A 25647-nucleotide genomic window follows, 5' to 3' on the forward strand; every position below is an offset into this window, starting at 1 on the left:
CCGGTGCATTGCGCGTGCGATTACGCCGCGCTGTTCACCGCATCCGTCCGATCGCGCTTCAGAACGGCGACCGGTTCCGCCCAGGCACTGCCTGCGCGCCGCTTGCTGGTGGCCAGCACCAGATCCGACGGCTCGAACACATTGAGGTTGTGGGTGATCGGCGTGGTCAGGATGTACTGCGCGTCCGTGCTGCGCAGGAAGCGGCCGACCTTCTCGATATTGGCGACGTCGAGATGCGCGAACGGTTCGTCGATGAAGACGAAGCCGCCCGGCTGGTCCTCGTCGCGCAGCAGTGCGACCAGCAGCAGCAGCGATTTCATCACCTGCTGGCCGCCGGACGCCTCGCCGTCGTCGAGGCCGATCCAGCCCTTGCGGTCGAAATCGAACCGCACGGTGAGCCCGGCCTGCGCAAGCGCGACATCCTCGTTCGCCAGTTCCGGCATGCCGACATCGACACCGATGCCGGCGAGCTCACCGAGCGCGGTGAGGTTCTTGCGGTAGCGGCGTACAGTCGCGCGCAGCACGTTGATGTAGGCGCCACGCGCGTCCTCGGTGAGACGGCGCGCGCGGTGCAGATGCGCCTCGCGCTTGCCGATCGCCGCTTCGAGTGCGTCGTGGTCGGCGGCGAACTTGTCGCGCATCGTCACGCAGGCGGCGTCCTCGACGAAGCTGCCGCGTGCGAGCCGCTCGTCGATGCGTTCGAGTTCGCGCCGCACCGCGCCTGCGCTCTCATACGCATCGCGCGCCTCGCGCAACGCGTCGCGCGTGCGCCATGCAGCCGGCATGCGCGCACGCCGCTTGCGGAAATCGACCAGACGCTGCACCAGCACCACGCGCTCCTGCGCGATCTGGCTGCCGCGGTCGCGCAGTTCCTGCGCCAGCGTGCGCAGTTCGCCCGCGCGCGTGGCGGCGGCAATGCTGCCGTCCTTGTCGAGCCGCTCGCAGGCATCCAGCGCAGCGCGCGCGTCGGTCAGCGATTCGGCGGCGGCCTGCGCGGCCTCTGCCAGCGCCGGCAGGCGCGATTGCGCATCGGCGAACTCGGCCGCGCGCGTCACCAGTTCCTGCCCGGCATCGAGACCGAGCAGGCGCGACTGCGCCGCATCGACCTCGCGACCCAGCGCGGTCAGCGCGTCCTCGCGTGCCTGCGCGCGCTCCTGCAATGCGATGGCTTCGGCATGCAGCGACGCGAGCCGCGCCTCGCGCGCACCGGTACCGAAGTGATGCTGGCCGCCGCCGATGTGCCGACCGCCGCGGTGCTCGCGCAGATAGCCTTGCGCGGTGATCCAGTCCTGGCCCTTGGGCAGACGCTGGCCGGCTTCGACATCGGCGACGCGCTGTACGCGATCGAGCTGGCGCGGCAGCCACGCGGGCGGATCGGCATTGAAGCGCACGACCTCGAGCAGCGAGCCACGCGTCGCCGGACTGGCCGGCGCGCGTTCGGCGACGACGAAATGCCGGTACTGCAGGCGCTCGCCGAGCCGCCAGGCCTCACGCGCGTCCTTCGCCGAGTCGAGTACCAGCAGATGCCGGTACGGCGCAAGAACGGCCTCGAGCGCGACCGCCCATTGCGGATCGGCGATCTCGACCAGTTCGGTGAGCACCGCATGGCCGATGTCGGCACGATCCAGCGCGGCGCGGAACTCGCGCTCGAAGGGTTCGACGACGCGGCCGCCGCCGCGCAGCGCGGCCACCTGGGCGGCGATCTCGCCACTCCGCGTACGATCGCGTTCGGCCTCGAGGCGCAGCTCGGCCTGGCGACGCCGGCCCTGCTCGACCTCGCGGCTGAGCGCGTCGACATCCGCGCCGCCGCGTGCCGCCTGCAGACGCGCGAGTTCGTCATGGCGTCGCACCAGTTGCTCGGCGTCGCGCGCCTGATCGCGTGCGCCGGTGAACCGCGTCTCGGCCGACTTCAACGCCGCGCGGGCATCGACGATCGACTGCTGGAGGCCGGCGCGCGCGTCGATCGCCGCCGCGTCTTCGGCCTGCAGCGCAGCGTGCGCCTCGTGACGTTCGCGCAGGCTGCGGCGCAGGCCGGTAAGCCGCGGCTTCGCGCCATCGATGGTCGCGCGCAGGTCGGCCAGTTCGACCTTCGGCGCGATTTCCGCTTCCAGCATCTGCCGCTGGTTGCGCAGCGCCATGCCGTCTTCGTACGAACGCACATCGGCGCGCGACGATTCCAGCCGCATGTGCAGCTCGGTCAGTCCCTGCTGGAGTTCGGCGATTTCCTTGTCGATGTCGAACTGCTCGGCGCGGGCGCGCTGGTAGTCATCCATCACCGCCTTGTCCTCGAACACGTCGAAGACGAGTTGCAGAAGTTCGCGCGGCGAGAGCTGGCACAGCTTGTCGGTGGCGCCCTGCTCGAGCGTCAGCACGCGGCAGATCGCGCGGCTCAGGCCGGCACCGGCGAGCCGCACGCGGTAGTCACGCACGCCCAGCCATTCGCCACCGGCGTCGAGCGCTTCCACCGGCACGTCGCCGGCGACGATCTGGTAGTCGCGCGTCCAGTCGCCGCCGCGTTTGCGTACGCGGCAGGCGATCGTCACCTGCTCGTCCATGCACGGGAAGAACGCGCGGCGGCCGCGTCGATCGACCGGATTGCTGACCACCGCCCGCAGCCACGCGAACGGCTTGCCGTTGTGGCGCAGATAGGTCTTGTAGTCGCGCGCCATGTCGCGATCGTCGATCGCCAGCAGCGTGCGCAACGCGTCGAGCAGCGTGGTCTTGCCGGAACCGTTCGGCCCGACGACGGTGATGATCGAGGCATCCAGCGGCAGCGAATAACGCTGCCAGTAGTCCCAGTGCACGACTTCGATACTGCGGAATTCAAACATCGGCCTGCGCCTCTCCGGTCGTCCCGGTGTCGTGGGTCATGTCGTCCAGGCCATCGGCGTCTTCCACGTCCAGCCCTCGACCGACGCGACTCTCCGCGATCACGTGCGCCAGCGCGCCGTCCATCACCCGGCTGGCGATGCGCTCGTAGTCGAACGCGAGATCCAGCAGCGGACCTTCATGGATCCGCTCCTTGCGTCGGGCGATGAATCCCTGCCGCTGCAGCGTGCCGAGATTCATGTGGATGCGGCCCTTGCCGCCGAGCTGCGCGCCGAAGTCTGCGAGCAGGGTGCGTTCGTTGACCGGCTCGACGACTTCCGCGCCGACCGGCACCGGCTTGAGCTCGGCGAACATCTGCTCCTGGTCCTGCGCCAGATCGGTCTGCTGGCGCGCGATCTGACGCTGGCGCTTGGGCAGCACCAGCAGCGACCACAGCACCACCAGCAACGCGAGTGCATCGCGGCTGAGCTGCAGATTGCTCGCGGCCCAGGCATCGCTGTGGCCGAACACGTCGGCCTCGTGCTGACGCGCGATGCCGACGGCGACGTGCGCCGCGTACGGATGTTCGAGCAGGCGCAGGCCGGCGGCGGCGAGACGGCGGTCGATGTCCTCGCGCAGCTCGGCGTCGACCAGCATCTGGCGCACGGCGCGATCTTCGCGCGGCAGCCAGCGCTCGGCCAGCAGCCGCGCGATCAGGGAAGCGGTGGAGTCGGTCATGCGGTCTTCTTGCGTCGTGCGGGTGCCGGCGGCGTGCCGGTCTCCGCGGAAGGTGTGGCAGCGCGTCGACGCCGCGGCGCGGGCGCAGCGGCTGGCGCGTTGTCGACGTCGTCGGTGATGCCGTGCGCGGTCATGTCGGGCATGTCGATGTCGGCTGCCACCTCGTCGTCGATGCCCGCGGGCAGCAGACGCCCACGGCTCATCAATGCGACACCGGCGCGGTCGATGCGTTCGTATGCAGCGTCGACGCGCCACTGCATCGGCAACTGCGCGAGCCGCGCACTGACGCCGCTGCGGTTTTCCGCGCCGGCATCGCCGATCAGGCCCAGCAGCGACAGGCGGTACGCGCTGACCGCGAAACTGTCCTGCGGTACCCAGTCGCCGAGCGGCGCGGCCACATCGAGCGCAGTGAGCTGGTCGAGCCATTGCGCGGCGTGCGCGTAGTCGTCGGCGGCGACCGGTGCCTGCAGGTCTTCGGGCGCATCGCACGGGGGCGGCAGGCCGGCATCGGCGGCCGCTTCGCGCTCGCGCTCGACGAGTTCGTACTCGGCGACATCCAGCGCGATCGGCCCCAGCACGAACGCCGGTTGCGGCGCGATGGTCAGCGCGTCGGTGGCCATGTCGGCGAGCGCCGCCGGATCGCAGGCGCGCAGGAAGCGGTTGACGTCCGACGACGACAAGCCGCTCGCGCCCAGATGCACGCGATGCCGGTCGAGCTGGTTCAGGGCGCGCTGGAACACCGAGGCCTGGCGCAGCATCGCGCTCTGCGCGCGACCGATCTGCTGCGCGGCGCGATGCGTGGCGACGTCCAGATCGTCGTCGGCCGCGATCGCTCGGATCAGCTCGGTGCCCTTCTCCACCCAGTGCCAGACCGACTGCAGCGTGTCGGCGGCCTGGCGGATGCGGTGCTCCGAACCGCTGAGCACGGCCTGGTCGAAATCCTCGCGCAGTTCGTTGAGCCGCGACAGCAGATGCTGCAGGTCCGCAGCGCCGACCTTGCCGACTGCCTGGCCGGCGGCGAGCTGCGCAGTGACATAGGCCAGTTCGTCGCCCTCGGCATTGAACTGCACCAGAAGACCCAGCGCCGACAGCGCCTGGCGGCCGACCGGGCTGATGCGGTAGCGCTGGCTGTGCGCGTCCCAGGCGAGCAGACCGTTGTCGCGCAGGCGGCCGATGACGGTCTCGAATTTTACCGGGTCGAGGAATGCGAAGTGTTCGCGCAGTTCCTGCGGCGACCAGTCCGGCGCATCGCCGCGCTCGCCGATCGCGCGCAGCACCAGCAGCCGTACCATCACGATCTCCTCGCCGCCGTGGAACAGCGTCGAGAACGCACGCAGCTGCTCGCGCGCCGCCAGCAGCGGATGCAGGTCCGGCAGATCGGCGGCGACGATGCCGTCGCGCAGGTAATCCTGAAAAGGTTGGATGGCAGCCGTCCCTGGTGCGGGCGCGACATGTTCGGGGCGCGGCCCGGCACTGGCAACTCTTGACAGCGCGCGCGTCGCCGCCTGCGTGCGCCGCGCTTGCCCGCACGCGGCTTTCCCGGCACGCTGGTCAATCCATACGCACGCGTATCCAGACCATGACGCCAGCCTCCGGCCAGCCCGTCGCCGCTTCCTATCCGCATCTGCTGGCGCCGCTCGATCTCGGCTTCACGACCTTGCGCAACCGCGTGCTGATGGGCTCGATGCACACCGGTCTCGAAGATCGCGCGGCGGATTTCCCCAAGCTTGCGCGCTATTTCGCCGAGCGCGCCGAAGGCGGTGTCGGCCTGATCGTCACCGGCGGCTTCTCGCCCGACATCGCCGGCTGGCTCAAGCCCTTCGGCGGCAAGCTCTCCTGGCGCTGGGAAACGCGTCGGCACCGGCAGGTCACCGAAGCGGTGCACGGCCACGACGCGAAGATCTGCCTGCAGCTGCTGCACGCCGGCCGCTACGGCTATCACCCGCTCCAGGTCGCGCCGAGCCGGATCAAGGCGCCGATCAACCCGTTCACCCCGCGGGCGCTGTCGGCGCGCGGCGTCGAGCGCACGATCGATGCCTACGCGCATGCCGCGAAGCTCGCCCGCGAGGCCGGCTACGACGGGGTCGAAGTGATGGGCAGCGAGGGCTATCTGATTAACCAGTTCCTCAGCCGCCGCACCAATGCGCGTGACGACGCCTGGGGCGGCGACACCGCGCAGCGCATGCGGTTCGCGACCGAGATCGTGCGCCGCGTGCGTGCAGCCGCGGGCGACGATTTCATCATCGTCTACCGCCTGTCGATGCTGGAACTGGTGCCGGACGGCTCGGCCTGGGACGACATCGTGCAGCAGGCCCGCGCCGTCGAAGCAGCCGGCGCGACGCTGATCAACACCGGCATCGGCTGGCACGAGGCGCGCGTGCCGACGATCGCCACCTCGGTACCGCGCGCCGCGTTCGCCGGCGTTACCGCGAAGCTGCGGCCGCACGTGTCGCTGCCGCTGATCGCGACCAACCGCATCAACATGCCCGACGTCGCCGAGCGCATTCTCGCCAGCGGCGCAGCGGACATGGTGTCGATGGCGCGGCCGCTGCTGGCCGATCCGCAGTGGGTCGCCAAGGCGCGCGCCGGCACGCCCGAGCGCATCAATACCTGCATCGCCTGCAACCAGGCCTGCCTCGACCACGTGTTCCAGAACCGAACCGCGAGCTGCCTGGTGAATCCGCGCGCGTGCGCGGAGACCGAACTCAACTATTTCCCGGCGGCGAATCCGCTGCGCGTGGCCGTTGTCGGCGCCGGCCCGGCGGGTCTCGCCTGTGCGACGGTCGCGGCGCAACGCGGTCACGCGGTCACGCTGTTCGATGCCGCGGCCGAGATCGGCGGCCAGTTCAATCTCGCCCGACGCATCCCCGGCAAGGAAGAGTTCGACGAGACCTTGCGCTACTTCCGCAACCGTCTGGTCGAGACCGGTGTCGACGTGCGCCTGTCGACGCCCGTCGCGGCACCAGATCTCGCCGGGTTCGATGTCGTGGTACTGGCGACGGGCGTGGTGCCGCGTGCGGTCGACTTCCCGGGCCGCGACCATTCCAAAGTGGTCGGCTATGTCGACGTCATCGAAGGCCGCGTCGTGCCGGGCGCGCGCGTGGCGATCATCGGCGCCGGTGGTATCGGTTTCGACGTCGGCGAATTCCTGGTCGAGCACATCGGACAGTCGCCGAGCCTCGATACCGGCGCGTGGATGCGCGAATGGGGCATCGATCCGACCTTCGAACAGCCCGGTGGCCTGGTGCCGGCCGCGCCCGCACCACCGGCGCGCAAGCTGTGGCTGCTGCAGCGCAGCCCCGGCCGCCCGGGCGCGCGGCTCGGCAAGACCACCGGCTGGATCCATCGCAGCACGCTCAAGGCCAAAGGCGTGACGATGCTCGGCGGCGTCGAGTATCTCGGTGTCGACGATACGGGCCTGCGGATCCGCGTCGATGACGCAGAGCAGACGCTCGACGTCGATCACGTGGTGATCTGCGCCGGTCAGGAACCGCGTCGCGATCTGCTCGATGCCCTGCAGACGAGTGGCACGGTCGTGCATCTGATCGGCGGCGCGGATGTGGCCGCCGAGCTCGATGCCAAGCGCGCGATCGCGCAGGCCAGTCGTCTCGCAGCGCATCTCTGAAAAGAACGTCGTCCTGTTCAGGTTCCGGATTCGACCCCTCGGACGCGGTTGCGACCGCGCCACGACCGCGGTAAACCTGAATACGCGGCGTCAGGCAGGACGACCAGCCACACAAGTGGCGCCGGCGCCAGTGCCCCGTATTCACGTTTGATTCGAAAAACCGGGGCTACCGTGCCGTCTCTTCGTTCCGCCGCCTTCGGTGGAACACCGGCCCGACCCGCCTTCTGCGGACTTCGGTGCCCGGGCGATCAAGCGCACCACAGAGTCCGCCGCCCTCCCCAATACGCCATGCCGGTCTCCGCAGTCGTCTGCGTGTCTTCCGTAAGGAGGACGACGACGTGCGGCCCGGCGCAACGCAGCAAGGAGTCGTTGATGAAACTTGAATGGGTGATGTGGCTGGCCTCCGTGCTGCCGCCCCCCGCCGCCGATTCGCTCTGTCTGAGCACGACGGTGTACCTGGAAGCCCGCGACCAGTCCGTCCGCGGGCAGGAAGCCGTCGCCGAGGTGGCCCTGCGCCGCCAGGAGAGCGGCCTGTGGGGCGAGTCGATGTGCGAGGTGGTGACCGCCCGCAAGCAGTTCGCGCCGACGATCCTGTCGCCGAACACCAAGCTCGCCAACACCAATGCCTGGACCCGCGCGGTCAGCGTGGCGCTGGAGTCGGAGCGCAACTGGTCGCTGCCGCCCGAGCAGCGCCGTCAGGTGGTGCCCGGCGCGAGTCACTTCATGGCCCATGCGATCGCGGCGCCGTCCTGGCGCACCGCGCACCAGGTCGCGACGATCGGCGACCACACCTTCCTGCGCGTGCAGTCGCTGCGCCCGGCCCGTCCGTCGAACGACAGCGGGCGCGGCTGAGTCCACGCCACGTCGCCGGCTTCCCCGCCCGCGACGCCCGGCGCATGATGGCGACCCGTTCACCATCAGGATCGCCATGCGCATTCTCTACACCAAGCCCGGCGCCTGCTCGCTGGCCGACCACATCGTGCTGCAGTGGATCGGCGCACCGTTCGAAGCGCGCGTCGTCGACGCGACGCAGATGAAGGAAGCCGCGTTCCTCGCACTCAATCCCGCAGGCGCAGTGCCGGTGCTGGTGGAAGGCGACTGGGTGCTGACCCAGAACGCCGCGATCCTCGGCTATCTGGCCGACCGACATCCCGACGCGAAGCTCGGTGGTGACGGTTCGCCGCAAGGACGCGCCGAGGTCAACCGCTGGCTGGCGCTGCTCAACGCCGATTTGCACCCGGCCTTCCATCCGCTGTTCGGAAGTACCAAATATCTGGAAGACGCGGACGTCGTCGACCGCACGCGCAAGCATGCGATGCAGAAGATCCGCAGTCATTACGAGCGCCTCGATGCGCAGCTCGCCGGCCGCGACTACCTCGTGGGCACGCGTTCGATCGCCGATCCGTATCTGTTCGTGACCCTGCAGTGGGCCAAGCGCCTGAAGCTCGATCTGGGCGGCCTGGACAACCTGCATGCGTTCGACGCGCGCATGCTCGCCGACGACGGCGTTCGCGCGGCGATGACGGCCGAAGGCCTGATCTGATCGACCTGTTCGACCAGCGCGTCGCCTCAGTGCGGCGCGCCGGTTCGAAGGGCCGCGGCTCGCGCGCATGCGCCGCCGACTCCGCTGGAATCAGCCCAGCGTGTCGCCCGGCACGCGGATCGCGCCTTCCATCAGCACGCGTGCCGAGCGCGACATGATGGCCTTGGCGACGGTCCACTGGCCGTCCACTTCCACGGCTTCGGCGCCGACGCGCAAGGTGCCGGAGGGATGGCCGAAGCGCACCGACGTACGTGCGCCACCGCCCGCGGCCAGATTCACCAGCGTGCCGGGAATCGCGGCCGCGGTGCCGATCGCGACCGCGGCCGTGCCCATCATCGCGTGATGCAGCTTGCCCATCGACAGCGCGCGCACCAGCAGATCGACATCGCCTGCCGCGATCGCCTTGCCGCTCGACACCACGTGATCATGCGGCGGCGCGACGAACGCGACCTTGGGCGTGTGCTGGCGCTTCGACGCCTCGGAGACAGCGTTGATGAGCCCCATGCGCACGGCGCCGTGCGCGCGGATCGTCTCGAACATCGCGAGCGCCTTCGCGTCGCCATTGATCGCATCCTGCAGCTCGGCGCCGGTATACCCGATCGAATCAGCGTCGACGAAGATCGTCGGAATACCGGCATTGATCATCGTGGCGCGCAGCGTGCCGACACCCGGTACGTCGAGATCGTCAACGAGATGGCCGGTGGGGAACATCGCACCGCCGCCCTCGCCCTCGCCTTCATCGGCGGGATCGACGAACTCCAGCACGATCTCCGCCGCCGGGAACGTCACGCCGTCGAGCTCGAAATCACCGGTCTCCTGCACCTGCCCGTCGGCGACCGGCACGTGCACGATGATGGTCTTGCCGATGTTCGCCTGCCACACGCGCACCGCGACGGTGCCCTCGCGCGGAATGCGCGCGGCTTCGATGAAGCCATTGGCGATCGCGAACGGGCCGACCGCTGTACTGAGGTTGCCGCAGTTGCCGCTCCAGTCGACGAACGCGCTGTCGATCGACACCTGGCCGTAGAGATAGTCGACGTCGTGATCCGGCACCGACGCGGGCCCGATGATCACGCACTTGCTGGTCGACGAGGTCGCGCCGCCCATGCCATCCGTGTGCTTGGCGTAAGGATCGGGCGAGCCGATCACGCGCATCAGCAATGCATCGCGCGCGGGACCGGGCACCTGCGCAGCGGCGGGCAGGTCTTCGAGGCCGAAGAACACGCCCTTCGAGGTGCCGCCGCGCATGTAGGTGGCGGGGATGCGGAGTTGGGGAGCAAGGGTCATGACGTTCACTCGCTTTGTTTTGGCTTGTCTCCCCTCTCCCCTTGCGGGAGAGGGGTCGGGGGAGAGGGGGGCTTTCCGCAATGCATTCCAGATCGCGTCGAGCACAGACTCGGTGCGCTGCAGGATGTCGTCGTTCCAGAAGCGCAGCACTTGGAAGCCTTGCTCTCCCAACCATGCGTCGCGAGCTACGTCTTTCAGCGATTCGACGTGCTGGCCGCCATCTGCTTCTACGATCACACGCGCACTGAAATGCACGAAGTCGACGACGTAAGAACCGATCGGCTGCTGGCGGCGGAACTTCTGCCCCTCGAAGCGGTGGGCGCGGAGATGACGCCAGAGCAATTGCTCGGCGTCGGTCATGTTTCGACGCAGCTGTTTAGCGAATGCGCGTTGATCCACTTCCCCTCTCCCCAACCCCTCTCCCGCAAGGGGAGAGGGGCTTAAAAACCTCAGGCCGCCTTCGAAGACTCCAGAAAATCCTGCGCGAACCGCTGCAGCACACCACCGGCTTCGTAGATCGAGACTTCTTCCGCAGTATCGAGACGGCAGATCACCGGCACCGACAGCTGGGTGCCGTCCTGGCGGTGGATCAACAATGTCAGCATCGCGCGCGGGGTGCGATCGCCGGTGACGTCGAAGGTTTCGGTGCCGTCGATGCCGAGCGTCAGACGGGTCACGCCCGGCTGGAACTCCAGCGGCAGCACGCCCATGCCGATCAGGTTGGTGCGGTGGATGCGCTCGAAGCCTTCGGCCACGATCGCCTCCACGCCCGCGAGACGCACGCCCTTGGCCGCCCAGTCGCGTGAGCTGCCCTGGCCGTAGTCCGCGCCGGCGATGATCACCAGCGGCTGCTTGCGTTCCATGTAGGTTTCGATCGCCTCCCACATGCGCACGACCTGTCCCTCCGGTTCGATGCGCGCCAGCGAGCCCTGGCGCACCGTGCCGTCGACGATCGCCATTTCGTTGACGAGTTTCGGATTGGCGAACGTGGCGCGCTGCGCCGTCAGATGGTCGCCGCGATGGGTGGCGTAGGAATTGAAGTCCTCTTCCGGCACGCCCATCTTCGCGAGGTACTCGCCGGCCGCGCTGTCGGCCATGATCGCGTTCGACGGCGACAGGTGATCGGTGGTGATGTTGTCGCCGAGCACCGCGAGCGGACGCATGCCGGTCATGGTGCGGGCACCGGCCAGCGCGCCTTCCCAGTACGGCGGACGGCGGATGTAGGTGCTCATCTCGCGCCAGTCGTACAGCGGCGCGACGCGCTCGCCGGTGTCGACGTGCAGCTTGAACATCGGGCCGTAGACGGCGCGGAACTGTTCGGGCTTGACGCTGGCCTTGACCACCGCGTCGATCTCTTCATCCGACGGCCAGAGATCCTTGAGCGTCACCGCATTCCCGTCGTGATCGATGCCGAGCACGTCCTTCTCGATGTCGAAGCGCACGGTGCCGGCGATCGCATAGGCGATGACCAGCGGCGGCGACGCGAGGAAGGCCTGCTTGGCGTAGGGATGGATGCGGCCGTCGAAGTTGCGGTTGCCGCTGAGCACGGCGGTCGCGTACAGATCGCGGTCGATGATCTCCTGCTGGATCGCGGGATCCAGCGCGCCGCTCATGCCGTTGCAGGTGGTGCAGGCGAACGCGACGATGCCGAAGCCGAGCTGCTCGAGATCCGGCAGCAGGCCGCTCTCTTCGAGATACAGCTGCACCGCCTTGGAACCCGGCGCGAGCGAACTCTTGACCCAGGGCTTGCGCGTCAGGCCGCGCGCATTCGCGTTGCGCGCCAGCAGCGCGGCGGCGATGACGTTGCGCGGGTTCGATGTATTCGTGCAGCTGGTGATCGCGGCGATGATCACCGCGCCGTCGGGCATCGTGCCGTCGGTCGGCATCTCCCACGCGCCGGCGATGCCGCTGGCGGCGAGATCGCTGGTCGCCACGCGCTTGTGCGGGTTCGACGGGCCCGCCATGTTGCGCACCACGCTCGACAGGTCGAAGTGCAGCGTGCGCACGTACTCGGCGCTGGCGAGCGCATCGGCCCACAGGCCGGCGGCCTTGGCATAGCTTTCGACCAGTGCGACCTGCGTGTCTTCGCGGCCGGTCAGACGCAGGTAGTCGAGTGTGTTGTCGTCGATGAAGAACATCGCCGCGGTTGCGCCGTACTCGGGCGCCATGTTGGAAATCGTCGCGCGATCGCCGACCGACAGCGCGGCCGCGCCCGGACCGCGGAATTCCAGATACGCGCCAACGACCTTCGACTTGCGCAGGAACTCCGTGAGCGCCAGCACGACGTCGGTCGCGGTGATGCCCGGGCCGGGACGGCCTGCGAGTTCGACGCCGACGATCTCCGGCGTACGCATCCACGACGCGCGGCCGAGCATGACGTTCTCGGCTTCGAGCCCGCCAACGCCGATCGCGATCACGCCCAGCGCATCGACGTGCGGCGTGTGGCTGTCGGTGCCGACGCAGGTGTCCGGAAACGCGACGCCGTCCTGGACGTAAACCACCGGCGACATTTTCTCCAGATTGATCTGGTGCATGATCCCGTTGCCCGGCGGAATCACTTCCACGTTGTGGAAGGCGAGCTTGGTCCAGTCGATGAAGTGGAAACGGTCGGCATTGCGACGGTCTTCGATGGTCCTGTTCTTCGCGAACGCATCCGGGTCATAGCCGCCGCATTCCACCGCCAGCGAGTGATCGACAATCAGCTGCACCGGGACGACCGGATTGACCTTCGCGGGATCACCGCCCTGGTCGGCGATCGCATCGCGCAGACCGGCGAGATCCACCAGCGCGGTCTGGCCGAGGATGTCGTGGCAGACCACGCGCGCCGGATACCACGGGAAGTCGATGTCCTGACGCAGCTCGATCAGCTGGCGCAGCGCGTCGTCGAGCTGCGCCGGCTCGCAGCGCCGCACCAGGTTCTCGGCGTGCACGCGCGCGGTGTAGGACATGCGGTCGTAGGCGCCGGGCGCGAGCGCGTCGACGGCCGCGCGCGCGTCGAACCAGTCGAGTTGCGTGCCGGGAAGGGGTTTACGGTGCTGGCTGTTCATGGCTGGCGTTCGGAAGAGAAGGGATTTTTAGCGCTCGTCATTCCCGCGCAGGCGGGAATCCAGAGACTTTCGCAATATGTGTTCGACGTCGAAGCACTCATCAGCTGATAGGTCGTCGAAAAACGCTTGCTCCTTCGCGGGAGTGACGAACAAAATCGAAGTCGCTGGATTCCCGCTTTCGCGGGAATGACGGGCCTTTGTCCCCGCGCATGCGGGAACAGTTCAGGACAGGCTTACTTGCGTTCTGCGATCGGCACGAACGCCTGATCCTCCGGACCGGTGTAGTGCGCGCTCGGACGGATGATCTTGCCGTCGATGCGCTGCTCGATGACGTGCGCGCTCCAGCCGGCGGTACGGGCGATGACGAACAGCGGGGTGAACATCGCCGTCGGCACGCCCATCATGTGGTAGCTCACTGCACTGAACCAGTCGAGGTTGGGGAACATCTTCTTGATGTCCCACATCACTGTCTCCAGGCGCTCGGCGATGTCGTACATCTTGCGGCTGCCGACTTCGTCCGACAGTTCTTTGGCGACCTGCTTGATGACCTCGTTGCGCGGATCGCTGACGGTGTAGACCGGGTGGCCGAAGCCGATGATCACTTCCTTCTTCTCCACGCGCGCCTTGATGTCGGCTTCCGCTTCATCCGGCGTGTCGTAGCGCTTCTGCACTTCGAACGCGACTTCGTTCGCGCCGCCGTGCTTGGGGCCACGCAGCGCGCCGATGCCGCCGGTGATCGCGCTGTGCATGTCACTGCCGGTGCCGGCGATGACGCGGCAGGCGAAGGTCGATGCGTTGAACTCGTGCTCCGCGTACAGGATCAGCGAGGTGTGCATCGCCTTGACCCAGGATTCGCGCGGCTCGTGACCATGCAGCAGGTGCAGGAAGTGCCCGCCGATCGAATCGTCATCGGTCTCGACGTCGATCGCGCGACCGTTGTGGCTCCAGTGGTACCAGTACAGCAGCATCGAACCCAGCGAGGCCATCAGCTTGTCGGCAATGTCGCGCGCGCCCGGATGGTTGTGGTCGTCCTTCTCCGGCTGCACGCAGCCGAGCACCGACACGCCGGTGCGCATGACGTCCATCGGATGCGCCGACGGCGGCAGTTCCTCGAGCGCGGACTTCACCGCCGCCGGGATGCCGCGCAGGGATTTCAGCTTGGCCTTGTAGCCGCGCAATTCCGCTTCGGTCGGCAGCTTGCCGTGGACCAGCAGATAGGCGATTTCCTCGAACTCGCTGGTGCGCGCCAGATCGAGAATGTCGTAGCCGCGATAGTGCAGATCGTTGCCGCTGCGGCCGACGGTGCACAGCGCGGTGTTGCCGGCGGCCGTGCCGCTCAGCGCGACGGACTTCTTCGGCTTGAAGCCGGGGGCGGTGGTGGCGGTGTCGCTCATCTGGAATCTCCGTTGGATGCCCGCGGGCACGGATGGAAAGATCGGGAGTCGTTTACTGCTTGTTGGATGCGAACAGCGCGTCCAGGCGCTGTTCGAACGCGTGATAGCCGATGCGCTCGTAGAGTTCCTCGCGGGTCTGCATGGTCTCGACGACGGCCTGCTGCGAACCGTCGCGACGCACCGCGGTGTACACCGCTTCGGCGGCCTTGTTCGCGGCACGGAATGCCGACAGCGGGAACAGCTGGATCGCGACGCCCGCAGACGCCAGTTCGTCGCGGGAGAACAGCGGCGTGGCACCGAACTCGGTGATGTTGGCGAGCACCGGCACTTTGACCGCATCGACGAAGCGGCGATAGGTGTCGAGGTCGTAGGCGGCCTCGGCGAAGATGCCGTCGGCGCCGGCTTCGACGCAGGCGACGGCGCGTTCGATCGCAGCGTCCACACCGTCGACCTGGATCGCATCGGTGCGCGCGATCAGGAAGAAGTCCGGATCGGTCTTCGCATCGGCCGCAGCCTTGACCCGGTCGACCATCTCGCCCTGCGACACGATCTCCTTGCCGGGACGATGGCCGCAGCGCTTGGCGCCGACCTGGTCTTCGATATGGCACGCCGCCGCGCCGGCCTTGATCAGCGACTTCACCGTGCGCTCGATGTTGAACGCGCTCGCACCGAAGCCGGTATCGATATCGACCAGCAGCGGCAGGTCGCAGACGTCGGTGATGCGGCGCACGTCGATCAGCACATCCTCGAGCGTATTGATGCCCAGGTCCGGCAGACCCAGCGAGCCCGCGGCCACGCCGCCGCCCGACAGATAGATCGCCTGGAAGCCGGCGCGCTTGGCCAGCAGCGCGTGGTTGGCGTTGATCGCGCCGATCACCTGCAGCGGCGATTCGGCGGCGAGCGCGGCGCGGAATTTCGCGCCTGCGGAAAGCGTGGTCATGGATGCGACTCCGGAGCTGCGGTGTACCGCGATGGCGTGCAATCTGGCACCATCCGAATGGTTGATCAATCTTGATCGAATCAATCAATACATCGGGATTCACTGTGAATGCGAACGATGGCGACCTGATGTCCGCGGCGCAGGCCTGCGCCGCGCTCGGCATCAGCACCGCGACGCTCTACGCCTATGTCAGCCGGGGCCTGCTCGAATCGCGCCCCGGCGCCGACCATCGCAGCCGCGTGTACCTGCGCCAGGACGTCGAACGTCTGACCCAGCGCAAGCGCGCAGGCCGTGGCGCGGCGCGGGGTGCGGCCCAGAGTCTTGACCGTGGCCTGCCGGTGATGGAAACGCGGATCTCGCTGATCCGGCCCGACAGTCCGTACTACCGCGGGCGCTCCGCGGTCGCGATGGTGCGCAGCGGCGCGACGCTCGAAGACACCGCACGCCTGCTCTGGGATTGCGGTGATACCGATCCCTTCGACGCCGCGATCAGCGACTGGCCCACGCGCGTCGCCGCGATTGCTGGCGATGCCACGCTGCCGCCGATCGAACGCGCGATGGCGGTGATCCCGCTGCTCGCGCCGGACCTGCGGCATTCGCTGAGCGCCGCGCCCGCAGCCAAGCGCGGCGTCGCGGCGACGCTGCTGCGCCAGAACGCAGCGCTGCTAGTCGCCGGCACGCCGGATGCGCGCCCCGTCCACGCGCTACTCGCCGATGCCTGGCGTCCCGGCGATGCCGCATTCGCCGAGCTCGTGCGCGCGGCGCTGGTGCTGTGCGCGGACCACGAACTCAACGTGTCGGCCTTCGCCGCGCGCGTGGTCGCCTCCACCGGCGCGCATCTGCACGCGACGGTCTGCGCGGGACTCGCGGCGCTGTCCGGCCCACGTCATGGCGGCGCCACGGCGCGCGCGCATGCGCTGATCCGCGAAGCCTGCGATGCGCCCTCGCCCGCCGCCTTCGTCGCCGAGCGCTGGCAACGCGGCGACGACCTGCCCGGCTTCCACCACGTGCTGTATCCCGATGGCGATCCTCGCGCGGCCGAAGTGCTGGCGATGTTGCGCGCGCGCCACGCGGGCGATGCACGCATGCAGCAGGTCGAAGCGGTGCTGGGTTCCGCCGCCGAGACCAGCGGCCGCCATCCCAACATCGACGGCATGCTCGCGGCGATCTGTTTCGTGCACGGCCTGCCGGCGACGCCGGCGCTGTGCATGTTCGCCGCCGGCCGGCTTGCCGGCTGGCTGGCACATGCGCTGGAGCAGCAGGAACTCGGCACGCTGATCCGTCCGCGCGCGCATTACAGCGGCGTCGCGCCGGCGGAATGACGATAGACGTGTAGGAGCGCGCTGGCGCGACGAGACGTTCCCGCAAACGCACGTCGCGCGCGAGCGCGTTCCTGCATGCACACGATCAGCCCGCGTCCGCGCCCCGCGCCAGCACGCGGCGCACTTCCTCCAGCGCATTGGGATCATCGAGCGTCGACAGATCTCCCGGATCGCGCGATTCGGCCAGCGCCTGCAACGAACGCCGCAGCAGCTTGCCCGAACGCGTCTTCGGCAAGGCGTTGACCACGTAGACCCGCGCCGGCCGCGCGACGGCGCCGAGCTGGTCGGCGACGGCGCGCATCATCTCGCCGGCCGTCGCGTGCTGCGCGTCGGCATCGACCGATGCCTGCTTCAGCGTCACGAACACGATCGGCACCTGGCCCTTCAGTTCGTCGGCGACGCCGATCACCGCGGCCTCGGCGACGGCCGGATGACTCGACACCGCCTCCTCGATCTCGCGCGTGCCGAGGCGATGGCCGGCGACATTGATGACATCGTCGGTGCGGCCGAGGATGAAGGTGTAGCCGTCCTCGTCCTGGATGGCCCAGTCGAGCGAGCTGTAGAGCAGTTCCGTGAAGTGCGAGAAGTAACTCGACAGGAAGCGCGCATCGTCCTTCCACACCGTGGTCACGCAGCCCGGGGGCAGCGGCGGCTGGATCACCAGCACGCCCTTGGTGCCGGGTGGCACCCGCTCGCCGGTGGTTTCATCGATCACGCGCAGGTCGTAGCCCGGCGTCGGCAGGCCGGGCGAGCCGAACTTGACGGGTTTCATCTCCACACCCGGCATCAGTGCCAGCACCGGCCAGCCGGTTTCGGTCTGCCAGTAGTTGTCGATGATCTTGGTGCCGCCGAGGCCTGCGCTGATCCAGCTCGCGGTCGGCTCATCGAGGGGCTCGCCGGCCAGGAACAGGTATTCGAGTTTCGACAGGTCGTACTGCGTCAGGAATTTCGCATCCTGTTTCTTCAGTACGCGGATCGCGGTTGGCGACGAGAACATCGTACGCACGCCGTAGTCGGCGCAGATCTTCCACCAGATGCCGCCATCGGGACTGGTCGGCAGTCCTTCATAGAGGATGACCGTCGCGCCGGCGATCAGCGGGCCGTAGACGTTGTACGAATGCCCGACCGCCCAGCCCACGTCGGACGTGGTGAACATCACCTGCCCCGGGCGGATGTCGTAGATCGACCACATCGACAGCGCCATCGCCACCGCATACCCGCCGACATCGCGCTGCACGCCCTTGGGCTTGCCGGTGGTGCCGGAGGTGTAGAGCAGGTAGCTGGGCTCGTTGGATTCCAGCCATGCCACCGGCACGTCGGTGCCGGCGTGTTGTGCGCGGATGGTCGCGTAATCGACGTCGCGTCCTTCGATACGCGTGTAGCCGGGATCGAGTCCGCGGTCGACGATCAGCACGTGCGGCGGCGGGGATGTCGTCTCCGCACATGCGGCATCGATCAGCGGCTTGTAGGGAATCGTCTTGCCGCCGCGGCTGCCGGCATCTGCGGCGATCAGCAGCTTGGGCGCGGCATCGTCGATGCGCAGCGCGAGGTTGTGCGCAGCGAATCCGCCGAAGACCACCGAGTGCACCGCGCCGATCCGCGCACAGGCCAGCATCGCGAACGCGGCCTCGGCCATGTTCGGCATGTAGATGACCACGCGATCGCCACGGCTGACACCCAGCACCTTGAGCACCGCGGCGAAGTCGTTGACCTCGCGATACAGCTGCGCGTAGGTGATCTCACGCGTCTCGTTGGTTTCGGTCGAGATCGCGACGAGCGCCAGCTGATCGCCGCGCGCCTCGAGATGCCGGTCGACGGCGTTGTAGCAGAGGTTGGTCTCGCCACCCGCGAACCACTTGCGGAACGGCGGATTCGAATAGTCGAGGATCCGCTCGGGCGTCTTGTGCCAGTGGATCGCCTGCGCCTGTTCGCCCCAGAACCCTTCGGGGTCTTCGATGGAGCGGCGGTGGAAGTCCTCGTAGCGCATGGCGGCATTCCCGGTGGCGAATCCCGAGGCTAGTCCTCGCGCGGAAAGGACGCGTTACGACAATGGTCTACCCCGCGCTTTTCGCCGGACGCGCGCCCACGAAAAAGCCGGGCACATGGCCCGGCTTTTTCTCGCCACTCTACAGGGCTCAGCTGAGCAGATGCGCCACGCCGCTGCGCTCTTCCTCGAGCTCGGCCAGGGTCTTGTCGATGGCCTTCTGGCTGAAGTCGTCGACTTCGATGTCCTTGACCAGCGTGTACTCGCCATTCTCGGTGGTCACCGCGAAGCCGAAGATCACGCCTTCGGGAATGCCGTAGCTGCCGTCGGACGGCACGCCCATCGTCACCCACTTGCCGTTGCTGCCCAGCACCCAGTCGTGGATATGGTCGATGGCGGCGTTGGCGGCGGACGCGGCCGAGGACAGGCCACGGGCTTCGATGATCGCCGCGCCGCGCTTGCCGACCTGCGGAATGAAGGTGTTGGCGTTCCAGTCGGCGTCGTTGACCTTGTCCTTCAGGTTCTGGCCGTTCGCGGTCGCGAAGCGGTAGTCCGGGTACATGGTCGGGCTGTGGTTGCCCCACACGATCAGGCCTTCGATGTCGCCCACGGCCACGTCGGCCTTGGTCGCCAGCTGGCTCAGCGCGCGGTTGTGGTCGAGGCGCAGCATCGCGGTGAAGTTGCGCGGGTTGAGATCCGGCGCCGACTTCATGGCGATGTAGGCATTGGTATTGGCCGGGTTGCCGACCACCAGCACCTTGACGTCACGCGAGGCGACCTTGTTCAGCGCCGCGCCCTGCGCGGTGAAGATCTTGGCGTTCTCGAGCAGCAGGTCCTTGCGCTCCATGCCCGGGCCGCGCGGACGCGCACCGACCAGCAGGGCGATGTCGGCGTCCTTGAACGCGACTTCCGGATCGTCGGTGCCGACGACATCGGCCAGCAGCGGGAACGCGCAATCCTCGAGCTCCATGATCACGCCCTTCAGCGCGGCCTGTGCCTTGTCGATCGGCAGTTCGAGCAGCTGCAGGATCACCGGCTGGTCCTTGCCCAGCATTTCGCCGGAGGCGATCCGGAACAGCAGCGCATAGCCGATCTGGCCGGCAGCGCCGGTCACGGCAACACGGACGGGCTTCTTCATCGTCAATCCTCTCGTTCGTTCAAACGGTCACGTGGGTGGGTAGCATCCGGTCGGCGGGGGCCGGCCGGTCAAGTCAGCTCCGCGAAGAATTCGCGGATGCGGGCCAGCCCGGGCGCGAGCTGCGCTTCGGGACAGGTGTAGCTGATGCGCAATGCGCGCGGCTCGCCGAACGCCGAGCCCGGCACGCAGGCCACGCCCTTGGTTTCGAGCAGCGCATTGCACAGGTCGACGTCGCTCTCGATGCGGATGTCGCCATGCGACTTGCCGAAGGCGACGCTGATGTCGGGAAACACATAGAACGCGCCGGCGGGTTTCGGGCAGACCACGCCCGGAATTTCGGCCAGCGCCGCCATCACCACGTCGCGACGCGCCTGGAATTCGGCGCATTTCGCCGTCGGCACATCCTGCGGGCCGGACAGCGCGGCGACCGCGGCGGCCGTCACCACTTCCGGCACATTGGTGATGTGATTGGAGTTCATCGTCGCGAAGGCTTTTGCAACGTTCTCGGGCCCCGCCAGCAGGCCGACGCGCCAGCCCGGCATGCCGTAGGTCTTGGACAGCGAGTCGACGAAGATCGTGCGCTCGCGCAGTTCCGGACGCGCCTGCACCACGTTGTGGTAGCCGACGCCGTCGAACACCATCCGGTTGTAGATGTCGTCGGTGATGATCCAGGTATCGGGATGGCGCACCAGCACGTCAGCCAGCGCGGCGATCTCGTCGCGCGTGTAGACCATGCCGGTCGGGTTCGACGGATTGTTGAACAGGAAGACCCTGGGCTTCTTCGACAGCGCGGCATCGAGCTGCGCCGGCGTGAGCTTGTAGTCCTGCTCGGGCGGACACGGCAGCAACTGGATGTCGGCGCCGACGATCTGCGCGATGTCCAGATACGTCGTCCAGTAGGGCGTTGCGAACGCGAAACCGTCGCCTTCGTCGAGCAGCACTTCGGCCAGCGTGTAAAGGATGTGCTTGGCCCCGATGCCGCTGGCGCAGTGGGCGCGGGTATAGCCCGGCAGGCCGATGCGGTCGAGATGGCCGATGAACGCGTCGAGCAGCGCATCGCTGCCGCGGTTGCTGCCGTACTGCCCGCTGTCGTGGTCGAGCGCCTCGCGCGCCGCCGCATAGACGTGCGGGCCGGGCAGAAAATTCGGCACGCCGATCGAGAAGCTGATGATGTCCCGCCCTTCGGCCTTCAGGCGCTTCGCCTTTTCGGCGACCTGCATGATGGCGCTGGGCTTGGCGCGAGCGGTCCGCGCGGCGAGCTGGGGCATCGGGAACTCTCGTTTCAGAGCGGCGGGAATGCGGCGGAACCGCTGATTTTCGGCGGCAGATGGTACCACGCACCCCTGTGGCGACCGCCGGGGCGGCGGGCTGCGAGACGCGGTTTCAAAGGTAGTCGAGCACGTCGCCGAGGTCGTAGTTGTCGTCGAAATAGGTCTGCCACTGCGCGTAGGCGTCGCGCAGACACTCGGCGGTCCTGCAGGCATCGAGCTGCTTCACCACGGCGGCCGCGGTGCGGTCGCCATCGGGGTATCGCGCCGACAACTCGACCAGCTGCGTACGCAGGCTTCGATCGAGCTCAGCGAACTCGATCTCGCTGCAGGCCAGCGTCGCCCGCAGGCTGTCCGCCGGGGCGTCGCCGCCGCACGCCACTGCCTCCGGCAGCACTTCGGCCTGGCGGATCGCCAGCACGAGTTCCTGGTGATCACGCTCGGTCAGCCGACGCACGAAGCCCAGCGTCTCGACCTGTCCCTGCGCCCAGGTGACCCGCAACGTGAAGCCGGCCCCGGGCATCGCGTCCTGCACCTTGCGCAGGGTCACCGTCTCATCCGGCCCGTTCTCGCGGGTGACGCGGAAGGCCAGCGTCTGGTTGCCCACATCGACATCCTCGACCGCGCCTGCAAGCCAGACACCATCGCGCAGGATCCGCAGTCCATACGCGTCCTGCCATTGGATGGCGTAGATCGTTTCGGCGTCGTCGCCCTGCGAGCGGCCGGTGCTCCAGATGCCGTCGAGGCTGCGCTCGAGATCCTGCGTCTGCGGCGTGTCCGCCAAATCCGGGCCCACGCTGTCGATGCCGGCATCAGGCGCAGAAGGCCCGCAACCGGACAGCAGGCCGACGCCCAGCGCCAACACCAGACCGCACCACCACGTGCCGTTCGAGGCCATTCCATTCCCCCAAAGAAAACAGGCCGGCGAGTGGCCGGCCTGTCGGTGTCGCTTACGCAGCGAGTGTCTTGTTCCACTCGGCGACGCGATCGGCCTTCGCCGCCAGCGCGGCGTCGACGTCGCCCTCGATCTTGATGGACTTGATCGCGTCGCCCTGCTTCACCGCGTCCACGATGTCCAGGCCTTCGGTGACCTTGCCGAACACGGTGTGCTTGCCGTCCAGCCAGTCGGTCTTGATGTGGGTGATGAAGAACTGGCTGCCATTGGTGTTCGGGCCCGCGTTCGCCATGGACAGCACGCCACGGTCGTGCTTGACGCCGTTGTTGGTCTCGTCTTCGAACTTGTAGCCCGGGCCACCGCGGCCGGAGCCTTCGGGACAGCCGCCCTGGATCATGAAGTCCGGGATCACGCGGTGGAAGCTGAGACCGTCGTAGAACCCGCGCTGGGCGAGGTTGACGAAGTTGGCCACGGTCAGCGGCGCCTTGTCGGCGTGCAGCTCGACCTTGATCTGGCCACGGTCGGTATCGAATACAGCGTTCAGGGACATGGGAAATCCTGGTTGAAGGGACAATCATCGGCGCACCGACGAACCCGCGACATGCGGCCTCTCGCGACCGGTTTCAAGCGGTGTTTGGGCGGCCCCGCCATGCGGCAGCGCAACACGCTATAATGCGGGGCTCTTTCACTGACTCTTGTGCGCCCCGGTCTTCGACTCTGGCGCAGCCTTGCCCATGTCCATCGAACGCCTGCGCAATATCGCCATCGTCGCCCACGTCGACCATGGCAAGACCACCCTCGTCGACTGCCTGCTGAAGCAGTCGGGCACCCTGTCCGAGCGCACCGTGCTTGCCGAGCGCGTGATGGACAGCAACGACCAGGAAAAGGAACGTGGCATCACGATCCTCGCCAAGAACACGGCGATCACCTGGAACGGCAACCGCATCAACATCGTCGACACCCCGGGCCACGCCGACTTCGGCGGCGAGGTCGAGCGCGTGCTGTCGATGGTGGACACCGTGCTGATCCTGGTCGACGCGATGGACGGCCCGATGCCGCAGACGCGCTTCGTGACCCAGAAGGCGTTCGCGATGGGCTTCAAGCCGATCGTCGTCGTCAACAAGATCGACCGCCCGGGCGCGCGCCCGGACTGGGTGATTGACCAGGTGTTCGATCTGTTCGACAAGCTGGGCGCGACCAACGAGCAGCTCGACTTCCCGATCGTCTATGCCTCGGCGCTGCATGGGTACGCGAGCCTCGACGATGCCGCGCGTTCGGGCGACATGACCCCGTTGTACGAAGCGATCATGCAGCATGCGCCGGCGCCGGAAGTGGATCCGGACGGTCCCTTCCAGATGCGCATCAGCCAGCTGGACTACAACAATTTCGTGGGCGTGATCGGCATCGGCCGCATCCAGCGCGGCGCCCTGAAGAAGAACATGCCGGTCTCGGTCATCAGCCGTGAAGGCAAGAAGCGCCAGGGCAAGGTGATGCAGGTGCTGGGCTTCCTGGGTCTGGAGCGCATCGAGCAGGACACTGCCGAGGCCGGCGACATCGTCGCCATCTCCGGCATCCAGGACCTGACGATTTCCGACACGGTCTGCGCCCTGGATACCCCGGAAGCGCTGCCTGCACTGACCGTTGACGAGCCCACCATCTCGATGACCTTCCAGGTCAACAACTCGCCGTTCGCAGGCAACAAGGATCTGTCCGGCGGCAAGTTCCTGACCAGCCGCCAGCTGAAGGATCGCCTTGAGCGCGAGACCGTGCACAACGTGGCGCTGAAGGTCGAGCAGCTGGAAGACGCGGACAAGTTCCTGGTGTCCGGCCGCGGCGAACTGCATCTCTCGGTGCTGATCGAGAACATGCGCCGCGAAGGCTTTGAACTGGCCGTGTCGCGCCCGGAAGTCATCATCAAGGAGATCGACGGCCAGCAGATGGAGCCGATCGAGCAGCTGGTGGTCGACGTCGAAGAGCAGCACCAGGGCGGCGTGATGGAGAAGCTCGGCATCCGCAAGGGCCAGCTGAAGAACATGGAGTCGGACGGCAAGGGACGCGTGCGTCTGGACTACGAGATCCCGGCACGTGGCCTGATCGGCTTCCAGAACGAGTTCAAGACCCTGACCCAGGGCGGCGGCCTGTTGTTCCACGTGTTCGACCGCTACGGCCCGAAGGAAACCGGTGCGATCGCCAAGCGCCTGAACGGCGTGATGATCGCCAATGCGCCGGGCGCCACGCCGGCCTACTCGCTCGGCCCGTTGCAGGAACGCGGCAAGCTGTTCGCCGCCGAGGGCGACAACGTGTATGAGGGTCAGCTGGTCGGTATCCACTCCAAGGACAACGACCTGACCGTCAACGCGATCAAGACCAAGCCGCTGACCAACATGCGCGCCTCGGGCAAGGACGATGCCATCGCGCTGACCCCGGCGATCAAGTTCTCGCTGGAACAGGCTCTGGACTTCATCGATGACGACGAGCTGGTCGAAGTTACGCCGAAGGAAATCCGCCTGCGCAAGAAGTTCCTGACCGAGAGCGATCGCAAGCGCGCGTCCCGCGCAGCGTGAGCCAGGCGCTGTTCCCGGCGTGGCGGCCCAGTGCCGACGGCCGGGCGGTGCTCGCGACGGTGTTGCACCGTTTGCAGGAGGCGCGTCCATCGGACGCGCCTTCTTTGCAACTGCGGCGCGCCGACCAGTGGCACGTCACGCTCTGTTTCGTGAGTGAGACCGCCGGCCCCGTGGTCGCACCGGCGCTTCTGGATGCGTTCGCCGACGCGGCAACCCGGATTCCGCCACACCGCTTCACCCTCGAACGTCTCGCCTACTGGCGCCACTCCGGCGCGGTCGTCGCGTTGCCGGCGCCCTGCCCTGCACTGCAGGCCCTGTGCGATGCGAGCCATGACGCAGCCCGCCGCGCGGGTACCGCGCCCATGGAGCGGACCACGCGGCCGCATGTCACGCTCGCGTTCCTCGAACGGGGACTGCCGCCGCAGACGTGGCTCGACACGGCAGACTGCGGCGCCGATAGCCTCGACGTCGACAGATTCGAATTGCTGTTCAATCCCGGTGGCCGCTACGACGCGCTCGGCGCGTGGCCATTGACCGGCGCGGCATTGCCCGCGCCACCCCGACAGGACGCCCTGTTCTGATGACCGACGATCGCATCGACACCCACAAAGGCCTGCGCGCGATCGCGCTGTTCGAAGCCGGCAAGGGCGTCATTGCCCTGCTCGTCGCCGGCGCGCTGGCGGCGATCGGCCCGGACGCCCTGCAGCACGAGCTCGAACGCGTACTCGCGCGCTTCGGCGTCGATGCCGAGCGCAGCGGCACCGCGATGCTCGATGCGATCACACCGGAACGGCTGCACATCGCCATCGGCGTGGCGGTGATCTACGCCGTCATGCGCCTGTTCGAAGGCTGGGGCCTGTGGCGCCATCGCGCGTGGGCGTCCTGGCTGGGCGTGATCGGCGCGGCCGCGTATCTGCCGTTCGAGATCTATGCGCTGTGGCAGCACCCGGACTGGATGACCTGGGGTGTTTTCCTGCTCAACCTGATGATCGTGCTGGTGCTCGCGCGCGATCTGCGCCGACGCCGCAGCGCGGCCTGATCCCATCGCCACCGGCAACCGCGTCGCCAGACTGGTGTGACGGCACTCCGCCTCA

20 protein-coding genes and 1 pseudogene are annotated in these 25647 nt (G+C 67.7%); 8 read left to right on the forward strand and 13 right to left on the reverse strand.

The genetic code is table 11. The annotated features are described in order from the left end of the window. Positions 1-20: 20 nt before the first annotated feature. Genes AC3IRM_RS12470 through AC3IRM_RS12480 form a run of 3 tightly spaced genes read right to left on the reverse strand, consistent with a single transcriptional unit; the run spans position 21 to position 4838 of the window. Entirely contained in the window at positions 21-2831 is a 2811-nt protein-coding gene (locus AC3IRM_RS12470) for an AAA family ATPase (protein WP_489203456.1), read from the reverse strand. After that, a complete protein-coding gene (locus tag AC3IRM_RS12475) occupies positions 2824-3546 on the reverse strand; it encodes a hypothetical protein (RefSeq protein ID WP_489203457.1) in 723 nt (240 codons plus the stop codon). Before AC3IRM_RS12475 ends, AC3IRM_RS12470 begins: the two co-directional genes overlap by 8 nt. Further along, entirely contained in the window at positions 3543-4838 is a 1296-nt protein-coding gene (locus AC3IRM_RS12480; protein WP_489203458.1) for a hypothetical protein, read from the reverse strand. Before AC3IRM_RS12480 ends, AC3IRM_RS12475 begins: the two co-directional genes overlap by 4 nt. An 18-nt stretch (positions 4839-4856) precedes the next feature. Here AC3IRM_RS12480 and AC3IRM_RS12485 point away from each other — a divergent pair, with 18 nt between their 5' ends. The 4 genes from AC3IRM_RS12485 (at position 4857) to AC3IRM_RS12500 (ending at position 8714) form a co-directional block, all read left to right on the forward strand. Next, positions 4857-5033 carry a hypothetical protein gene (locus AC3IRM_RS12485; RefSeq protein WP_489203459.1) on the forward strand — a complete coding sequence of 59 codons (177 nt, stop codon included), beginning with the start codon at positions 4857-4859 and terminating at the stop codon, positions 5031-5033. A 92-nt stretch (positions 5034-5125) separates the two neighbouring features. Then, positions 5126-7171: an oxidoreductase gene (locus tag AC3IRM_RS12490; protein WP_489203460.1), complete on the forward strand. Its 2046-nt coding sequence runs from the start codon at positions 5126-5128 to the stop codon at positions 7169-7171. A gap of 372 nt (positions 7172-7543) precedes the next feature. Continuing rightward, entirely contained in the window at positions 7544-8023 is a 480-nt protein-coding gene (locus AC3IRM_RS12495; protein WP_489203461.1) for a cell wall hydrolase, read from the forward strand. A gap of 76 nt (positions 8024-8099) precedes the next feature. Further along, entirely contained in the window at positions 8100-8714 is a 615-nt protein-coding gene (locus AC3IRM_RS12500; RefSeq protein WP_489203462.1) for a glutathione S-transferase family protein, read from the forward strand. 90 nt (positions 8715-8804) lie between these two features. Here AC3IRM_RS12500 and prpF read toward each other — a convergent pair whose 3' ends face one another. From prpF to prpB, 5 genes and pseudogenes are all read right to left on the reverse strand, one after another. Further along, positions 8805-10001, reverse strand: a complete 1197-nt coding sequence (gene prpF / locus AC3IRM_RS12505; protein ID WP_489205920.1) for a 2-methylaconitate cis-trans isomerase PrpF — start codon at positions 9999-10001, stop codon at positions 8805-8807. A 138-nt stretch (positions 10002-10139) separates the two neighbouring features. Continuing rightward, a pseudogene (locus AC3IRM_RS12510) lies at positions 10140-10361 on the reverse strand (DUF559 domain-containing protein); the annotation flags it as partial. 89 nt (positions 10362-10450) lie between these two features. Beyond that, positions 10451-13048: a Fe/S-dependent 2-methylisocitrate dehydratase AcnD gene (acnD, locus tag AC3IRM_RS12515; protein WP_489203463.1), complete on the reverse strand. Its 2598-nt coding sequence runs from the start codon at positions 13046-13048 to the stop codon at positions 10451-10453. A gap of 233 nt (positions 13049-13281) precedes the next feature. After that, on the reverse strand, positions 13282-14442 hold the full coding sequence (gene prpC / locus AC3IRM_RS12520) for a bifunctional 2-methylcitrate synthase/citrate synthase (protein WP_394004264.1): 1161 nt from the start codon (positions 14440-14442) through the stop codon (positions 13282-13284). Positions 14443-14494: 52 nt separating this feature from the next. Further along, complete coding sequence (prpB, locus tag AC3IRM_RS12525; protein WP_489203464.1) at positions 14495-15382, reverse strand: methylisocitrate lyase; 888 nt, start codon at positions 15380-15382, stop codon at positions 14495-14497. A 128-nt stretch (positions 15383-15510) separates the two neighbouring features. On the opposite strand from prpB, the gene AC3IRM_RS12530 reads away from it, so the two are divergent. Next, the gene (locus AC3IRM_RS12530) at positions 15511-16704 is read left to right on the forward strand and encodes a citrate synthase family protein (RefSeq protein ID WP_489203465.1); all 1194 of its coding nucleotides are present in this window, start codon (positions 15511-15513) and stop codon (positions 16702-16704) included. A gap of 85 nt (positions 16705-16789) precedes the next feature. Here AC3IRM_RS12530 and prpE read toward each other — a convergent pair whose 3' ends face one another. The 5 genes from prpE to AC3IRM_RS12555 all read right to left on the reverse strand — a co-directional run bounded on the left by prpE (position 16790) and on the right by AC3IRM_RS12555 (position 22539). Beyond that, positions 16790-18691 (reverse strand): propionate--CoA ligase, encoded by a 1902-nt coding sequence (gene prpE, locus AC3IRM_RS12535; protein WP_489203466.1) that lies wholly within the window; start codon positions 18689-18691, stop codon positions 16790-16792. A gap of 148 nt (positions 18692-18839) precedes the next feature. Further along, the gene (locus AC3IRM_RS12540) at positions 18840-19826 is read right to left on the reverse strand and encodes a malate dehydrogenase (RefSeq protein ID WP_489203467.1); all 987 of its coding nucleotides are present in this window, start codon (positions 19824-19826) and stop codon (positions 18840-18842) included. A 68-nt stretch (positions 19827-19894) separates the two neighbouring features. Beyond that, the gene (locus AC3IRM_RS12545) at positions 19895-21094 is read right to left on the reverse strand and encodes an aminotransferase class I/II-fold pyridoxal phosphate-dependent enzyme (protein ID WP_489203468.1); all 1200 of its coding nucleotides are present in this window, start codon (positions 21092-21094) and stop codon (positions 19895-19897) included. 115 nt (positions 21095-21209) lie between these two features. Further along, complete coding sequence (locus AC3IRM_RS12550; RefSeq protein ID WP_489203469.1) at positions 21210-21992, reverse strand: hypothetical protein; 783 nt, start codon at positions 21990-21992, stop codon at positions 21210-21212. Between the two features lie 52 nt (positions 21993-22044). Then, on the reverse strand, positions 22045-22539 hold the full coding sequence (locus AC3IRM_RS12555) for a peptidylprolyl isomerase (RefSeq protein ID WP_489203470.1): 495 nt from the start codon (positions 22537-22539) through the stop codon (positions 22045-22047). Positions 22540-22723: 184 nt separating this feature from the next. Between AC3IRM_RS12555 and typA the strand changes: the two genes are divergently transcribed. From typA to AC3IRM_RS12570, 3 genes are read left to right on the forward strand one after another with little or no spacing between them, the layout of a single operon-like run. Continuing rightward, entirely contained in the window at positions 22724-24553 is a 1830-nt protein-coding gene (gene typA / locus AC3IRM_RS12560; RefSeq protein ID WP_489203471.1) for a translational GTPase TypA, read from the forward strand. 59 nt (positions 24554-24612) lie between these two features. Beyond that, the gene (locus AC3IRM_RS12565) at positions 24613-25134 is read left to right on the forward strand and encodes a 2'-5' RNA ligase family protein (RefSeq protein WP_489205921.1); all 522 of its coding nucleotides are present in this window, start codon (positions 24613-24615) and stop codon (positions 25132-25134) included. Then, a complete protein-coding gene (locus AC3IRM_RS12570; protein ID WP_489203472.1) occupies positions 25134-25592 on the forward strand; it encodes a DUF2127 domain-containing protein in 459 nt (152 codons plus the stop codon). Before AC3IRM_RS12565 ends, AC3IRM_RS12570 begins: the two co-directional genes overlap by 1 nt. Positions 25593-25647: the final 55 nt, after the last annotated feature.

Source organism: Luteimonas sp. KH_071, assembly GCF_057838005.1.

Coding starts and splice junctions, on each gene's coding strand:
- prpB (WP_489203464.1), bottom strand. CDS start 15,382: ATGACCACGCTTTCCGCAGGCGCGAAATTCCGCGCCGCGCTCGCCGCC.
- acnD (WP_489203463.1), bottom strand. CDS start 13,048: ATGAACAGCCAGCACCGTAAACCCCTTCCCGGCACGCAACTCGACTGG.
- AC3IRM_RS12500 (WP_489203462.1), top strand. CDS start 8,100: ATGCGCATTCTCTACACCAAGCCCGGCGCCTGCTCGCTGGCCGACCAC.
- AC3IRM_RS12545 (WP_489203468.1), bottom strand. CDS start 21,094: ATGCCCCAGCTCGCCGCGCGGACCGCTCGCGCCAAGCCCAGCGCCATC.
- AC3IRM_RS12550 (WP_489203469.1), bottom strand. CDS start 21,992: ATGGCCTCGAACGGCACGTGGTGGTGCGGTCTGGTGTTGGCGCTGGGC.
- AC3IRM_RS12470 (WP_489203456.1), bottom strand. CDS start 2,831: ATGTTTGAATTCCGCAGTATCGAAGTCGTGCACTGGGACTACTGGCAG.
- AC3IRM_RS12540 (WP_489203467.1), bottom strand. CDS start 19,826: ATGAAGAAGCCCGTCCGTGTTGCCGTGACCGGCGCTGCCGGCCAGATC.
- AC3IRM_RS12570 (WP_489203472.1), top strand. CDS start 25,134: ATGACCGACGATCGCATCGACACCCACAAAGGCCTGCGCGCGATCGCG.
- AC3IRM_RS12530 (WP_489203465.1), top strand. CDS start 15,511: ATGTCCGCGGCGCAGGCCTGCGCCGCGCTCGGCATCAGCACCGCGACG.
- prpF (WP_489205920.1), bottom strand. CDS start 10,001: ATGACCCTTGCTCCCCAACTCCGCATCCCCGCCACCTACATGCGCGGC.
- AC3IRM_RS12495 (WP_489203461.1), top strand. CDS start 7,544: ATGAAACTTGAATGGGTGATGTGGCTGGCCTCCGTGCTGCCGCCCCCC.
- AC3IRM_RS12475 (WP_489203457.1), bottom strand. CDS start 3,546: ATGACCGACTCCACCGCTTCCCTGATCGCGCGGCTGCTGGCCGAGCGC.
- AC3IRM_RS12480 (WP_489203458.1), bottom strand. CDS start 4,838: ATGGTACGGCTGCTGGTGCTGCGCGCGATCGGCGAGCGCGGCGATGCG.
- typA (WP_489203471.1), top strand. CDS start 22,724: ATGTCCATCGAACGCCTGCGCAATATCGCCATCGTCGCCCACGTCGAC.
- AC3IRM_RS12490 (WP_489203460.1), top strand. CDS start 5,126: ATGACGCCAGCCTCCGGCCAGCCCGTCGCCGCTTCCTATCCGCATCTG.
- AC3IRM_RS12555 (WP_489203470.1), bottom strand. CDS start 22,539: ATGTCCCTGAACGCTGTATTCGATACCGACCGTGGCCAGATCAAGGTC.
- prpE (WP_489203466.1), bottom strand. CDS start 18,691: ATGCGCTACGAGGACTTCCACCGCCGCTCCATCGAAGACCCCGAAGGG.
- prpC (WP_394004264.1), bottom strand. CDS start 14,442: ATGAGCGACACCGCCACCACCGCCCCCGGCTTCAAGCCGAAGAAGTCC.